Source organism: Pseudomonas rubra, from assembly GCF_028656935.1.
GTDB classification, from domain to species: Bacteria; Pseudomonadota; Gammaproteobacteria; order Pseudomonadales; family Pseudomonadaceae; genus Aquipseudomonas; species Aquipseudomonas rubra.
The window spans coordinates 13,258-27,877 of the sequence record NZ_JAMDGZ010000040.1 but is presented as its reverse complement, the minus strand read 5'-3'; the positions used below and the strand labels follow the sequence as shown (position 1 = coordinate 27,877).

Genomic DNA, 14,620 nt, shown 5'->3' with positions numbered 1-14,620 from the left:
ACGGCATGAACCGTAAATCCGCCACCCTAATGCAGGTTACTTCGCTTCAACTGCGCCAGGGCCTGTTTTTCAGTATGGCGCTACTGCTGACCCTGATTGCCGGGCAGCTCTACAGCAGTTGGGAGGCGGCGCGTAGCGCCGATCTACTGGCGGCCCAGGCTGCGCAGGTGGCTCAGGTTCAGGTTCAACGCTCGGTTGCTCCCCTGCCTGTCAGGGTCTTGCAGGCAACGCCTGTCACTACCCCGGCCGTGGTTGACGCTGCTGCACCACGTGATCGTTGGGTGTTCTAAGCGAGCGTCCAAAGACTTCTTCCAAAAACAGCAAGGAGAATCACCATGTTGAGTTGGGCCATCACCTTCCTGATTATCGCCATTGTTGCTGCCGTGCTGGGCTTCGGTGGTATCGCCGGCGCCGCTACCGGTATCGCGAAGATTCTGTTCATCATCTTCCTGGTGCTATTTGTGGTGTCCTTCTTCTTCGGTCGCCGCGGTAGGGGTTGAACATGAGCACAACGCTAGGCAGAGCCCTGGTTGTCGCCCTGATGATGGGCGGCAGCGCAGTGGCAATGGCGGCCAATGACGGCCAGGTCCGGGCCAACCAGATTCTTGGCTCGGACCCTGAATACCGGGAAACCTGGCAAGACGTGGTGAAAGATGAGGAGCGCTTGCCTGAATGGGTCCTCAACCTGAGTGGGACTGCCGAGCAACAGATGTCGGCAGTTGAGGAGGATGGCGACAAGTATCTGGTCGGGCCACTGTGCGAGTCCGAGCAGAAATGCCTGAACAAGCGTCTGATCGTTGCTTTCAGCTGGGACAAGGACGAAGCCTACGGGATGTTGATCGAAGTGCCCGAAGGTCTGCCGTCCGATAAATCGCCCACACGCCACGCTGACTACCGCTGGCTGGGCAAGCCGGACGAAGGCATGCAAGCCCTGCTAAAAGAGCAACTCAAGCGTGATCCAAACTGGTACTGAGGTGTTGCTCGCGCTTCAGTACATATATAGAAGCTGAACCTTTTCCCCTTTCAGGCTTCTATGCTGCGCCACCCGAGGAAGGCAGGCGCATGATCAAGGGGCCGGGCTGCTCTGATTGTTTCAGGATCGGAGGGGCCTAGGGGTACAGGGAGTGCCTCCGATGAGGGCCGGGTCAGGTGAAGCGGTCGCGGAAGTTCCAGGTCAGGCAACCACCGTCAGGCGGTGATGCCTGACCGGACTTCCGTAGCGCGCTTAGAGACAATTGCCTTTACCCCGCAGTAAATTCCTTTTTCCTACAGAAGCTGTCGACGCATATTTCTGCCCGACCGTACATCGATATTTTTTCGCCCCGCCGCCCTACCAAAGCCGAAGCGATTTCATGCATTCGGATTGTCGAACAAAGGCTTTGGTCACGCACCTGGATACCTCTATATCTGCCGGATTATGGCGCTTTGGCCATCGTCGGATTTCCGAACGGTAAGCGAATAACCCATTGTGACGTACGTTTTGGCCGATAAACCTCATGCCGATTCGGCATGGGGTAGTCGTTTACGGCATTAGACGGAGCCCCCCTGCGTGGGAATAGTTGCGCCTTTTTTCGCTGGCCTGAGCGTTCCTACGCTCGCTTGCGGTGACCTTTTACGATGTCATCGGCAGATAACAAAATATGATACGGATGGCTGGCAATAGCTCTGGATCGCGGTTATCAGCCTGGTGGCCGTTTCCACCTGAAGAAAAGGTAACGACATGAAGAAGGCAAAGCTAAGCCTCGCCTGGCAGATCCTCATCGGTCTGGTACTGGGGATTGCAATTGGCGCTTTACTGAACCATTTCAGTGCAGAAAAGGCATGGTGGATCAGCAACGTCCTGCAACCTGCTGGTGACATCTTCATTCGCCTGATCAAGATGATCGTCATCCCGATCGTGATTTCGTCACTGATCGTGGGTATCGCCGGGGTTGGCGATGCGAAAAAACTCGGCAGTATCGGCCTTAAGACCATTATTTACTTCGAGGTGGTGACCACCATCGCCATCGTCGTCGGCCTGGTTCTGGCCAACTTGTTCCACCCGGGCGCCGGCATCGACATGAGCACCCTGGGTACCGTCGATATTTCCAAGTATCAGGCCACGGCGGCCGAAGTTCAGCACGAGCATGCGTTCATCGAGACCATTCTCAACCTGATCCCGTCGAACATCTTCGCAGCGCTGATGCGCGGTGAGATGCTGCCGATCATCTTCTTCTCGGTTCTGTTCGGCCTGGGCCTGTCGAGCCTGCAGGCAGACATCCGCGATCCTCTGGTGAAAACCTTCCAGGGCGTTTCCGAAGCCATGTTCAAGGTCACTCACATGATCATGAATTACGCGCCAATCGGTGTGTTCGCGCTGATCGCCGTGACCGTCGCCAACTTCGGCTTCGCCTCGCTGCTGCCGTTGGCCAAGCTGGTGCTGCTGGTGTACTTCGCCATCGCCTTCTTCGCCTTCATGGTGCTTGGCCTGATTGCCCGCCTGTTCGGCTTCTCGGTGATCAAGCTGATGCGCATCTTCAAGGACGAACTGGTACTGGCCTACTCCACCGCCAGCTCCGAAACCGTTCTGCCGCGCGTGATCGAGAAGATGGAAGCCTACGGCGCGCCGAAAGCCATCTGCAGCTTCGTGGTCCCGACCGGCTACTCGTTCAACCTTGACGGTTCGACCCTGTACCAGAGCATTGCAGCAATCTTCATCGCCCAGCTGTACGGCATCGACCTGTCGTGGAGCCAGCAGCTGCTGCTGGTCCTGACCCTGATGGTCACCTCCAAAGGCATCGCCGGTGTTCCAGGTGTTTCCTTCGTGGTCCTGCTGGCTACCCTGGGCAGTGTTGGCATCCCGCTGGAAGGCCTGGCCTTTATCGCTGGTGTCGACCGCGTCATGGACATGGCCCGTACCGCACTCAACGTGATCGGCAACGCCCTGGCAGTACTGGTTATCGCGCGTTGGGAAGGCATGTACGACGATGCCAAAGGTCAGCGCTACTGGAACTCGCTGCCGCACTGGCGCAGCAAGGAAGCCGTACCGGCTGGCAACCCTGCCAACGACTGATTAGGCTGCCTGTGTGAAAGAGCCCCGACCTGGTCGGGGCTTTTTTGTTGGCCCGCTCCCACACTGTAGGAGCGGGCTTGACCCGCGATGGGGCACAAGGTTTATGGCGCGAAACCAACCCGCCCCGCTATCATTTGTCGCAACTTTGTGGGGGAACAACGGATGCTCAACGGCCTTTGGCTTGGTTTTTTCATTGTCGCGGCCATCTCGGCCATGGCCCAATGGCTGGTGGGCGGTAACGCCGGGATCTTCGCGGCAATGGTCGAGAGCATCTTTGCCATGGCCAAGCTGTCGGTCGAGGTCATGGTCCTGCTGTTCGGCACCCTGACCCTGTGGCTGGGCTTTCTGAAGATTGCTGAAAAGGCCGGTGTCGTCGACTGGCTGGCCAAGGTGCTCGGCCCGCTGTTCGCCCGCCTGATGCCGGAAGTCCCACCCGGCCACCCGGCCCTGGGCCTGATCACCCTCAACTTCGCCGCCAACGGCCTTGGCCTGGACAACGCTGCCACGCCTATCGGCCTCAAGGCCATGCGCGCGCTGCAGGAGCTCAACCCCAGCTCGACTACCGCCAGCAACGCACAGATCCTGTTCCTGGTGCTCAATGCCTCGTCGCTGACCTTGTTGCCGGTGACCATCTTCATGTACCGCGCCCAGCAAGGGGCGATGGACCCGACTCTGGTGTTCCTGCCGATCCTGCTCGCCACCAGTGCCTCGACCCTGGTCGGCCTGCTGTCGGTGGCGGTCATGCAGCGTCTGCGGCTGTGGGACCCGGTGGTGCTGGCTTACCTGATCCCCGGCGCCCTGTTGCTGGGCGGTTTCATGGCGTTCCTCGCCACCCTGTCGGCCACCGCGCTGGCGAGCCTTTCGTCGATTCTTGGCAACCTGACCCTGTTCGGTCTGATCATCCTGTTCCTGGTGATCGGCGCGCTGAAGCGGGTGAAGGTCTATGAAACCTTCGTGGAAGGCGCCAAGGAGGGCTTTGACGTCGCCAAGAGCCTGTTGCCCTACCTGGTTGCCATGTTGTGCGCGGTCGGCGTGCTGCGCGCCTCAGGGGCCCTTGAGCTGGCCCTGGATGGCATCCGTCATGTGGTCGAGTGGCTGGGTTGGGACACCCGTTTTGTCGAAGGCCTGCCCACGGCGCTGGTCAAGCCGTTTTCCGGCAGTGCGGCGCGGGCGATGTTGATCGAAACCATGCAGACTCATGGGGTGGACAGCTTCCCGGCGCTGGTGGCGGCCACTATCCAGGGCAGCACCGAAACCACCTTCTATGTGCTGGCGGTGTACTTCGGCGCCGTCGGTATCCAGCGCGCCCGGCACGCAGTGGGCTGTGCCCTGCTGGCGGAACTGGCCGGGGTGATTGCGGCGATCTTTGTCTGCTACTGGTTCTTCGCCTGAAGCAGAGTAGCCTGGCTCACTGTCCAGTCGACCAGTTGGTTCATCAACTGGTCGCTGGCCGCACCGAAGCCGCTGACCACTGCGGCAACTTGCTTGTCGCCCAGTGGCTGGCGCACCTCGAAGCGCTGGCTGGCGACAATGCGCTGGGTGCGGCCCTGCACCAGGCGGGCGTCGTAGCGGATCACCACGGCCAGGCCGTCGGCGCTGTACTCGCTCTGGAAAGCCTGTAGTTCTCCGGCAATTTCATAGTCACTTTGCAGGTTGCTGTCGTCAGCGCTAAGGTGCTGTACCCGGCCGTCACGCTGGAAGGCATCGAGCATGCGGTTGCGCAGCAGCGTCGGCGTCGGGTCGCTCCAGCGTGCACCCTTGTAGCTGCTGATCAGGTTGCCTTGCGGCACCACAGCGATGCGCGGGCTGCTCAGGGCATCACTGGCGATTGGTTTGTTGATCCGCAGCGACCACGGGTTGCTTTGCGTCACGCTGCGGGTGATCTGCGCCGAAGGCAGGCGGTAGACGTCGGCGGGCTCGGCCTGGGGCAGAATCGAGCAGGCGCTGCCCAGGCTCAGTGCGGCGGCCAGGGCAAGGTAGCGGCAGGTGCGCTTCATGGCTCGAACTCCTTGTTTTTGTCACGGCCCAGCAGGTAGCCGCTGGGGTTGGCTTCCAGGCGCTGGGAGATGCCCTTGAGCGAGGTCAGGGTATCGCGCAGCTCACGTATTGCCGGTGCCAGCTGATTGAAACCCTGGGCGCCACCGTCGATGGCTTCACGGTTGTCGTTGAGCAGCTTGTTGATGGTCTCGGTGCTTTGCGCCAAGGATTGCATGGCTTGTTCGGCACTGCCGAACATCTGCTTGCCCTGGCTGTTGAGCAGGCCGTTGGCATTGCGCATCAAGGCGCTGGTCTGTTCGAGCATGTCACCGGCCTGTTTGCCGACCTGGGCCAGTTGCTGGATGGCTTCGCGGATGTCACCGCGCTGGTCGTTGAAGGCGCCGGTAGTCTGTTCGAGGTTGCTCAGGGTATTGCTCAAGCGGGCGACGTTGTCCTGGGAGAACAGTAGATTGGCGTTGTGCACCAGGGCATTGATGTTGCCCATCAGGTCGCTGCCGTCGTCCAGCAGGCGGGCAATCGGTGACGGTGACGCGACAGTCACCGGCAGCTCGCCGTCCTTGCCCTTGAGCTCCGGGCTTTGTGGTGTGCCGCCGCTGAGCTGGATGAACGAGGTGCCGGTAATGCCGGTCAGGGTCAGCTTGGCCTGAGTGTCTTCCTTGACCGGGGTATCAGCGCTCAGGCGCACCTGGGCCAGCACCCGGCGCGGGTCACTGGGGTCCAGGCGCAGGCTGGTGACGTCGCCGACCTTGATCCCGCTGTACTGCACCGAGCTGCCGCGCGAAAGGCCCGACACGGCCTCGTTGAACACCACCTGGTAGTCCTTGAAGGTGCTGTCGACGCTGGACTTGGTCAGCCACAGGCCGAACAGCATGGCGCCAGCCACCACCACGACGGTGACCAGGCCGATCAGCACATGATGTGCACGGGTTTCCATCTCAGAGCTCCTTGGGCGCTGTAGCGGCCTGGTACGCCGCGCGGCCACGCGGGCCATGAAAGTAGTCGTGAATCCAGGCGTCGTCGGTGTCTTCGACCTGGGCGATAGGCCCGGCTACCAACACTTTTTTCTGCGACAGCACGGCGACGCGGTCGGTAATGGTGTAGAGCGTGTCCAGGTCGTGGGTGATCAGGAACACGCTCAGGCCCAGGGCGTCGCGCAGGGTCAGGATCAACTGATCGAAGGCTGCGGCGCCGATCGGATCGAGGCCGGCGGTGGGTTCGTCGAGAAAGAGTATGTCCGGATCCAGGGCCAGCGCCCGGGCCAGGGCGGCGCGCTTGATCATCCCGCCGGACAACGATGAGGGGTATTTGTCGGCAGCAGAAATCGGCAGCCCGGCCAGGGCCAGCTTGACCCCGGCCAGGTGCTCGGCATCGGAGCGGCTCAGGCCCGCGTGCTCGATCAAGGGCAAGGCGACGTTCTCGGTAACGGTCAGCGACGAGAACAAGGCGCCCTTCTGGAACAGCACACCGAAACGCCGTTCGACCAGTGAACGCTGCTCGTCACTGGCAACACTCAGGTCTTGCCCGAATACTCGCACCTGGCCTTCGTTGGGGCGACGCAGGCCGACGATGCTGCGCAGCAACACCGATTTGCCGCTGCCCGAGCCACCGACCACGGCGAGGATTTCGCCGCGGTACAGGTCCAGGTCGAGTTGCTCATGCACGCTCTGGGTGCCAAAGCGATTGCAGATGCCCCGGGCTTCGATCACAGCCTCTCGGTCACGGGTGTTTTTCACCAGCCCATCTCCATGAAAAACAGTGCTGCTATGGCATCGAGAACGATCACCACGAAGATTGACTGGACTACGCTTGAGGTCGTGTGGGCGCCGACTGATTCGGCGCTGCCGCTGACCTTGAAGCCTTCCAGACAGCCAATGGCGGCGATCAGAAAAGCGAAGAACGGTGCTTTGACCAGGCCGACCAGAAAGTGCTGCACGCCGATATCGCTGTGCAGCAGCGACAGGAACATTGCCGGCGAAATATCCAGCGACAAGGCGCAGACCACCGCCCCGCCGATGATGCCGCAGAGCATGGCGACAAAGGTCAGCAGTGGCAGCGCGATCAGCAGCGCCAGCACTCGTGGCACTACCAGCAGCTCCACCGGATCCAGGCCCAGGGTACGAATCGCGTCGATTTCCTCATTGGCCTTCATCGAGCCGATTTGCGCAGTAAAGGCACTGGCGGTGCGCCCGGCCATCAGAATCGCGGTCAGCAGCACGCCGAATTCACGCAGGAACGAGAACGCCACCAGGTCGACGGTAAAGATGCTGGCACCAAAGCTGGCCAGCACCGTGGCGCCGAGAAAGGCCACAACGGCGCCCACCAGGAAGGTCAGCAAGGCGACGATGGGCGCGGCATCCAGGCCGGTCTGTTCGATATGCGCCACAACCGAGGTGACCCGCCAGCGCTTGGGCTGGAACAGGCGCAGGAACAGGGTTTGCAGGATCAGGCCGACAAAACCGAGCAACTGCAGGGTGTCTTGCCACAGGGTGTCGACCGCGCGGCCGATACGGCTGAGCAGTTGGATCAGTACCGAGCGCTCGGGCTGCTTTTGCGGGATGCAGAAGTCTTGTACCGAGCAATACACGGTCTTGAGCAGCGCCTGGCTGGCAGCGGGCAAGTGCGTGGTGGTTTCGGTCAGGCGTGCCAGGCGCTCGGCACCCAACAGCTCGACCAGCAGCGCAGCACCGGCGGTGTCGAGCTTGCCGAGCTGGTCGAGGTCGACTTCGGTGGAGGGATCGTACTGGCCGGCCAAGCTATCGCTGACGCGCTTGAGGCCGGCGTAGTTGGCCAGGGTCCAGTCACCGCTGATCCGCAACCGTGGCGGGTTGCTTGCGGTGTCCAGGGTTGCGCTGGCGTGTGTTGTCATAAGCTCCATGCAGTCCGACCAACGGTTCGCAGCCTCTGATCATAGCCTCACTCGGGCGCGGTTGCTTGACCATCGTCAAGCACATTAAAGCGCAGCACGCCGATCACCTGACCGTCTTCTGTCAGCACCCGCACCTGCCAGCGCCCGACCGGGTTGCCCGGGAAGTTCTGCTTGTGGGTCCAGGCCCGGTAGCCTTCCTTGCGCCCGCCATGAATGTCCAGGGCGATGCGATCGACCTCTTTACCCTCGAACTGCCAGACGTGGTAGATCCGCTCGTTCAACCCGCGTGGGGCTTTGATTGCAGTAAACGCATAGAGGCCAGCGCGTATTTCACTGGCTTTGAGCTGCTCCAGGCTTTTGCCCGGGGTGCGATTCTCGACCTGGGTACTGACCGCCACTTCCGTCATCCACAAGGTTGCCGGCGGTACCCAGGAGCGCAGCATCCAGCCGCCGGCACCGACGGCCAGGGTCATCACCACCAGCACCAGGCCGCGACGCCAGTGGCTGATCGGAAAGCTGCTGGCCAGGCTCGGGAATGACAGCAGCATGGCGATGCCCAGGGCCAGCTTGAAGCTCTGCGAAGTGGTCAGGTGCAGGATGATCGGCAGTGCGGTCAGCAGCGCGGCGAACAGGGTCAGGGTATGCAGTGCCAGGTACAGCCAGCGCCGTGGGGCCAGCCACTTGTAGTACAGCGGGTCGGTGATCGAGATCAGCCCGGCTGCGGCGAGGATGCCGGTAAACACCAGTTGGCCGCTGTTCCAGGTGGTGGTGACAAAGAAGAACGGCAGGACGAAGAACAGGCTTTCCTGGTGGATCATCTGCGTTGCGTAGCGCAGCAGCGGCTGGGGTATTTCGCGCTTGAAGACCTTGGCAAAGACCTTGGTGAAAGTGTTTTCCATCATCAGCCAGATCCAGCTGATCAGCATGACGATGGCAATCCAGCTGGCCAGGCTTTCCTGGCGATCGACCAGGATGAAGCTGCCGACACCGGAGATGAAACCACCGAGGGCAATGACCCCGGGGTAGCGCTTGATCAGCTCGATCAGGCGCTGCAGGTAAAGAGGCATGAAGGGGTTCGCAAGGTCAGGTAAAAAACCTGCACAGGATACTCCATCTGTAGGCGCGGGCTTGCCCCCCCGATGGTTTCAGCGTGAACGGCGGCGTCCCCAGATCAGCACCCCGGCCAGCAATACCCCCACCGCCAGCGCCACCCAGCCATACAGCTCGTCATAACTGAGCAGCGGCTTCTCGATCCGCACATAGCCGGGTTCGGCCAGCAACAGCTGCAGGGCCCGGTTGGCGTCTGCCAGACTGATTTTGCGCAACGCCCGCGCCGGATCGGCAAAACGCCCTTCGTCAAAGTCGTTCAGTGCCCCCCAGTAGTAATCGGCCAGGGCGCTGTTGCCCTGGGTGGCCCACGCCTCGCGGTCGATGGCAGCCTGCTTGATACGCTGGAAGGTCGCCGGGTCCAGGCCATCCTTGCGCAGGCGCTCTAGCATGGCCGCCAGGGTTTTCTCGGCGGCATTGATATCGGCACGGTCGATATCGGCATTGAGCGTCATCAGCCCGGTGTCGCCGAAGCTCTCGCGCTGGCTGTAGGGACCGTAGGAAAAGCCGTGTTTGAGCCGCAACTCATCGTACAGCGCCCAGTCCAGGTAACGCTGCAGCAGGTCGTAGGTCTGGCCATGGTCTTGGTCCAGCACCGGCTCCAGAAACAGCCAATGCAACCGGGCACTGTCGCCCAGCCAGCCACGGCTCAGCTCGCGACGTGCCTCAGCCTTGTGGGTAACGCCTTCCAGTACCCTGCGCTCACCCGGCTCGACTGCCGGTAGCTCGCCATAGGTGCGCTCCAGGTAGGCCGGCAGCAGGCGGTCGAGGCCGCCGACGACGATCAGGGTCATGTTGTTGGCGGCGTACCAGTGCTGGCGCAGGTCGTTGACCGCTTCCAGGCTCATGTCCTCGACTGATGAGCGTTCGGCGCACTTGAGCCCCAGTTCCACCGCCAGCTGGTCGCTGGCCGGGTGGCCGATATCCTGGCGATCGAGCCAGCGCTGCAGGCGGGTGTAGTGGCCACCGTCTTCGTGCTCGACGATGCGTTTGGACAGTTCCAGGGCTTTGTCGTCGATTTGGGTATCGTTGATTACGGCCAGCAGCAGGTCGAGCACCTTGCGCTGGTTACGTGCTGGCGCTTCGATGACGAAGGTGGTGTCAGCGCTGCTGGTGTAGGCGTTCCACTCCCCGCCCAGGGCCTGCATGCGCTCCTCCAGGCCGCCTTCACCACGGTCATCGATGCCACTGAAGAGCAAATGCTCAAGCAGGTGCGGCAGCTCCTGGCGATCGCACGGGAAATCATCGAAGCCGACCCCCACCACCAGGCGGATCGATACATGGTTGCGTTCATAGCCTGACTTGAGCACGACCTGCAGGCCGTTGGGCAACAGGTAGCCTTCGACCTGGGAGCGGTCGAGGGCAAAGCCGGGCATACAGCCCAGCAGCAGGCAAATGAACATCAGGCAACGCATGGCGAGCTTCCTTGCGGGAGTTCTTGGGGGCGAGCAATCAGGGTGAATGAGCGTCGTCCGGCACGCTGTCGAGCAGCAGGCCGCCGGTATCGGAGCCGCCCAATACCACATAGGCACTGCTGCAGAACAAGGAGTTCAATCGCTTCATGTCGGCGATCAGCTCCAGATGTAATGAACTGGTCTCGATACTTTGCACCACTTTACGTTGCAGTCGGCTGACATGAGCGTGGGCCAGGCGCCGCTCCTGGGCGCGGAAGCGGCGCTTCTCGCGCAACAGCTGGCGAGCACTTTCCGGATCGGCGCTGAGAAAAACCGACAGGCCCAGGCGCAAGTTGGCCAGCAACTGGCCGTGCAAGCCGGTGAGTTCCTCCAGGCCGACGTCGGAAAACTCCCGGCGTTGCGAGGTTTTTTGCTGTTGAACCTTGCGCAGCATGCGCTCGATCAGGTCACTGGCAAGCTTGAGGTTGATTGCCAGTTCAATGATCTCGGCCCAGCGTCGGCGGTCCTGCTCGCTGAGGTCTTCACGGGGCATTTGCGCCAGGTACAGCTTGATGGCGTTGTACAGGGCCTCGACGTCTTCGCCCAGGCCACGCATCTGCTGGGTCATGGCGGTCTGGGTACCACGCAGCACGTTGAGCATGGCATCGAGCATACTGTCGACCAGGTCGCCCATGCGCAGGGTTTCGCGGACGGCGTTGGCCAGGGCCAGGCTTGGCGTAGTCAGTGCGGTAGCGTCCAGGTGCCGTGGGCGGGCACGGCCGTTGGTTTCTTCGCGCTCGGGCAGCAACCAGCTGCACAGACGGCTCATGGGCGTCACCGTGGGCAACAGGATCAGGCAACGCAGGGTGTTGTAGAGCAGATGAAAGCCGATCACCAGTTCCTGGGGGCTGAAACTCAGGCTGTCCATCCACGTCACCAGCGGGTGCAGTACGGGAATGATCAGCACCAGGCCGATGAGCTTGTACAGCAAACTGCCAAGCGCCACCTGGCGGCCGGCGGCGTTCTGCATGCTGGTGCTGAGAAAGGCCAGCAGGCCGCTGCCGATGTTTGCGCCGATAACCAGGCCAATGGCCACCGGCAAGCTGATCAGCTCGGCACCCGCCAAGGTTGCAGTGAGCAGCACAGCGGCAAGGCTGGAGTAGGAAATCAGCGCAAACAGCGCGCCGACCAGGGCGTCGAGGAGGATATCGCCGGTCAGCGAGGCGAACAGTACTTTCACGCCTTGGGCGTGGGTAATCGGTGCCGCTGCTTCGACGATCAACTGCAGGGCGAGGATGATCAGGCCCAGGCCGATACCGACGCGGCCCAGTTGGCCAGCGCGGGTCTGCTTGCGGGAAAGAAAGAAGATCACCCCGAGAAAGATCAGCAGCGGTGACAGCCACGACAGGTCGAACGTCAGCACCCGGGCCATCAGCGCGGTACCGACATCGGCCCCCAGCATGATCGCCAGCGCCGGGGTCAGGCCCATCAGGCTCTGGCCGACGAACGAGGTCACCAGCATCGCCGTGGCGTTGCTGCTTTGTACCATCGCCGTGACCAGGATCCCGGCGACAAAGGCCAGAGGTCGCTTGGACATGTTCTGGCTCAGCACCCGGCGCAGGTTCGAGCCATACACCCGCAGGATGCCGGTACGCACGATGTGCGTGCCCCAGATCAGCAACGCCACGGCGGAAAGCAGATTGAGCAGGGTCAGCATTGAAATGGCCCCCTGTTGAGTGCCCCAGCGGGGCAAATGGATGATGCCGTGAGCCTGTCCTGCTGCCAGGCGGTTTTTCCCAGTGCTCACTTAAGCTGTAGTCGGCCAATGGCCATGGCGCCAGCATGGCATAGGCAGAACGGCCTTTGAAACAAAACTGACATGAAGGCCAATGAAAAAGGGCCCCGCAGGGCCCTTTGCTACAGCACCGGGATTACTGACCCGGAATATCCTTGCGAAGTTTCACCGGATCACTCTGCTGCCTCTTCTTGGCCATCGCTGTGCGCATCTTGATGTTGATCGCTTCGACCGCCAGCGAAAACGCCATGGCGAAGTACACGTAGCCTTTAGGCACATGAACGTCAAAGGATTCGGCAATCAGCACGGTACCGACCACGATCAGGAACGACAGGGCGAGCATCTTCAGCGACGGGTGCTTGTCGATGAAATTACTGATGGCACCGGCGCAGAGCATCATCACCAGCACGGCGACGACGATCGCGGCGATCATTACCGGTACGTGGGAAACCATGCCGACTGCAGTGATCACCGAGTCCAGGGAGAAGACGATGTCGATGATCGCGATCTGGATGATGGTGTAGAAAAACTTGCCACCGGCGCCGCTTGGCTCGTCGTTGGTTTCGTCTTCGCCTTCCAGGCCGTGGTAGATCTCCTGTGAGCTTTTCCACAGCAGGAACAGGCCGCCAAAGAACAGGATCAGATCACGCCCGGAAATACCGTGGTCGAACACCACGAACAGGTCTGCGGTCAGGCGCATCACCCAGGTGATCGATAGCAATAGGAGGATCCGGGTGACCATGGCCAGCGCCAGGCCGAAGATCCGGGTGCGCTGCTGCATATGCTTGGGCATGCGGCTGACCAGGATCGAGATCATGATGATGTTGTCGATACCGAGCACGATCTCAAGCGCTGTCAGAGTAAAAAAGGCAACCCAGATCTCTGGGCTGGTCAGCCATTCCATGTGTATTCCTTCGAACGGTGTAAGCAGTGCGCCCCAGGCAATGGGGCGCAGCCACGGTTAGGTAATTCTGTTGTCTTATAGGCTACTGAACAGTGGGAAAATTCCCATGAGCAGCGCGGCGAACATTATGCATAGGCAGATCAGCACTGCCCACTTCAGGGTGAAGCGCTGATGATCGCCAAACTCGATACCGGCCAGGGCCACCAACAGGTAAGTAGAGGGTACCAGCGGGCTGAGCAGATGCACGGGCTGGCCGACGATCGACGCGCGGGCCATTTCCACTGGCGAGATACCGTAGTGGCTGGCGGCTTCGGAGAGTACCGGCAGCACACCGTAGTAGAACGCGTCATTGGACATGAAAAAGGTGAACGGCATGCTCACGATCGCGGTGATCACCGCAAGGTACGGGCCCAGCGCATCCGGGATGACTGCCAGCAGGCTCTTGGACATGGCATCGACCATGCCAGTGCCGGAGAGGATGCCAGTGAAGATACCGGCGGCGAAAATCAGCCCGGTCACCGCCAGCACGCTGCCGGAGTGGGCGGCGATGCGGTCCTTCTGCTGCTGCAGGCACGGGTAGTTGACGATCATGGCGATACTGAAGGCGATCATGAACAGCACCGGCAGGGGCAGCAGGCCCATGATCAGGGCAACCATCAGCGCGGCGGTCAGGGCCCCATTGAACCACAGCAGTTTCGGCCGGCGTGCGTCAGGGAACTGCGAGACACTGATTTCGCTGTGATCGATTTCATCGCCCGGCAGGTGCAGCTCACCCAGGCGGGCACGCTCGCGCTTGCCGTACATGTAGGAGATGGCCAGAAGGGCCACGACACCGGCGAGCATGGCCGGGATCATCGGCACGAAAATATCGGATGGGTCGACATGCAGGGCACTGGCGGCGCGTGCGGTCGGCCCGCCCCAGGGGGTCATGTTCATGATGCCGCCGGCGAGGATGATCAGCCCGGCCATGATCCGTGGGCTCATGCCCAGGCGGCTGTACAGTGGCAGCATGGCTGCGACGCAGATCATGTAGGTGGTGGCGCCGTCGCCATCGAGCGAAACCACCAGGGCCAGCACCGCAGTACCGACCGATACTTTAAGCGGATCGCCCTTGACCAGCTTGAGGATCTTGCGCACGGCCGGGTCAAACAGGCCGGAGTCGATCATCAGGGCGAAGTACAGGATGGCGAACATCAGCATCACGCCGGTGGGCGCCAGCTTGGTGATGCCTTGCAGCATCATCGGGCCGATATCGCCCGAGAAACCGCCGAACAGGGCGAACAGGATCGGAACCAGGATCAGCGCGATCAAGGCCGACAGGCGCTTGGTCATGATCAGGTACATGAAGGTGATGACCATGGCAAAGCCGAGGAAGGTCAGCATGGGAGTACTCCAGGCGTAGCGCGACGAAGGAAAAACGATTCGGGCGGATCAGCGCACGGGGCGCGGCGCGTGGAATAGCGGAGGGATTGCTGCAGGGAGGCGGGCGTAGGAAAGCATCAGT

The 14,620-nt window shown here is 61.4% G+C and carries 14 protein-coding genes; 5 read left to right on the top strand and 9 right to left on the bottom strand.

Annotation, left to right across the window (positions count from 1 at the left end; all coding sequences use genetic code 11):
• Positions 1 to 5 precede the first annotated feature (5 nt).
• From M5G17_RS17955 to M5G17_RS17935, 5 genes are all read left to right on the top strand, one after another.
• Positions 6 to 290, top strand: coding sequence for a hypothetical protein (locus M5G17_RS17955; protein WP_273894266.1), 285 nt, complete (start codon positions 6 to 8; stop codon positions 288 to 290).
• 45 nt (positions 291 to 335) lie between these two features.
• Positions 336 to 500: a DUF1328 domain-containing protein gene (locus M5G17_RS17950; protein ID WP_010222609.1), complete on the top strand. Its 165-nt coding sequence runs from the start codon at positions 336 to 338 to the stop codon at positions 498 to 500.
• Between the two features lie 2 nt (positions 501 to 502).
• Positions 503 to 973, top strand: coding sequence for an inhibitor of vertebrate lysozyme family protein (locus M5G17_RS17945; protein WP_273894265.1), 471 nt, complete (start codon positions 503 to 505; stop codon positions 971 to 973).
• Positions 974 to 1,720: 747 nt separating this feature from the next.
• Positions 1,721 to 3,052 carry a glutamate/aspartate:proton symporter GltP gene (gene gltP / locus M5G17_RS17940; RefSeq protein ID WP_273894264.1) on the top strand — a complete coding sequence of 444 codons (1,332 nt, stop codon included), beginning with the start codon at positions 1,721 to 1,723 and terminating at the stop codon, positions 3,050 to 3,052.
• 162 nt (positions 3,053 to 3,214) lie between these two features.
• Positions 3,215 to 4,444, top strand: a complete 1,230-nt coding sequence (locus M5G17_RS17935; protein ID WP_273894263.1) for a nucleoside recognition domain-containing protein — start codon at positions 3,215 to 3,217, stop codon at positions 4,442 to 4,444.
• Here the strand turns inward: M5G17_RS17935 and M5G17_RS17930 are convergent.
• The 9 genes from M5G17_RS17930 to M5G17_RS17890 all read right to left on the bottom strand — a co-directional run bounded on the left by M5G17_RS17930 (position 4,426) and on the right by M5G17_RS17890 (position 14,499).
• Positions 4,426 to 5,049 carry an ABC-type transport auxiliary lipoprotein family protein gene (locus tag M5G17_RS17930; RefSeq protein WP_273894262.1) on the bottom strand — a complete coding sequence of 208 codons (624 nt, stop codon included), beginning with the start codon at positions 5,047 to 5,049 and terminating at the stop codon, positions 4,426 to 4,428. The two genes, M5G17_RS17935 and M5G17_RS17930, sit on opposite strands and share 19 nt — an antisense overlap.
• Entirely contained in the window at positions 5,046 to 5,984 is a 939-nt protein-coding gene (locus M5G17_RS17925) for an MlaD family protein (RefSeq protein ID WP_273894261.1), read from the bottom strand. The genes M5G17_RS17930 and M5G17_RS17925 overlap by 4 nt, the downstream gene beginning before the upstream one ends.
• A 1-nt stretch (position 5,985) precedes the next feature.
• Positions 5,986 to 6,756: an ABC transporter ATP-binding protein gene (locus M5G17_RS17920; protein ID WP_420793368.1), complete on the bottom strand. Its 771-nt coding sequence runs from the start codon at positions 6,754 to 6,756 to the stop codon at positions 5,986 to 5,988.
• A 23-nt stretch (positions 6,757 to 6,779) separates the two neighbouring features.
• A complete protein-coding gene (locus tag M5G17_RS17915; RefSeq protein WP_273894259.1) occupies positions 6,780 to 7,925 on the bottom strand; it encodes an ABC transporter permease in 1,146 nt (381 codons plus the stop codon).
• Positions 7,926 to 7,963: 38 nt separating this feature from the next.
• Positions 7,964 to 8,983 (bottom strand): DUF5924 family protein, encoded by a 1,020-nt coding sequence (locus tag M5G17_RS17910; protein WP_273894258.1) that lies wholly within the window; start codon positions 8,981 to 8,983, stop codon positions 7,964 to 7,966.
• A gap of 78 nt (positions 8,984 to 9,061) precedes the next feature.
• Positions 9,062 to 10,438: a M16 family metallopeptidase gene (locus tag M5G17_RS17905; RefSeq protein ID WP_273894257.1), complete on the bottom strand. Its 1,377-nt coding sequence runs from the start codon at positions 10,436 to 10,438 to the stop codon at positions 9,062 to 9,064.
• A 37-nt stretch (positions 10,439 to 10,475) separates the two neighbouring features.
• Positions 10,476 to 12,134: a Na/Pi cotransporter family protein gene (locus M5G17_RS17900; RefSeq protein WP_273894256.1), complete on the bottom strand. Its 1,659-nt coding sequence runs from the start codon at positions 12,132 to 12,134 to the stop codon at positions 10,476 to 10,478.
• A gap of 214 nt (positions 12,135 to 12,348) precedes the next feature.
• The gene (locus tag M5G17_RS17895; protein ID WP_273894255.1) at positions 12,349 to 13,116 is read right to left on the bottom strand and encodes a TerC family protein; all 768 of its coding nucleotides are present in this window, start codon (positions 13,114 to 13,116) and stop codon (positions 12,349 to 12,351) included.
• Positions 13,117 to 13,191: 75 nt separating this feature from the next.
• Positions 13,192 to 14,499, bottom strand: a complete 1,308-nt coding sequence (locus tag M5G17_RS17890; protein ID WP_273894254.1) for a CitMHS family transporter — start codon at positions 14,497 to 14,499, stop codon at positions 13,192 to 13,194.
• Positions 14,500 to 14,620 lie beyond the last annotated feature (121 nt).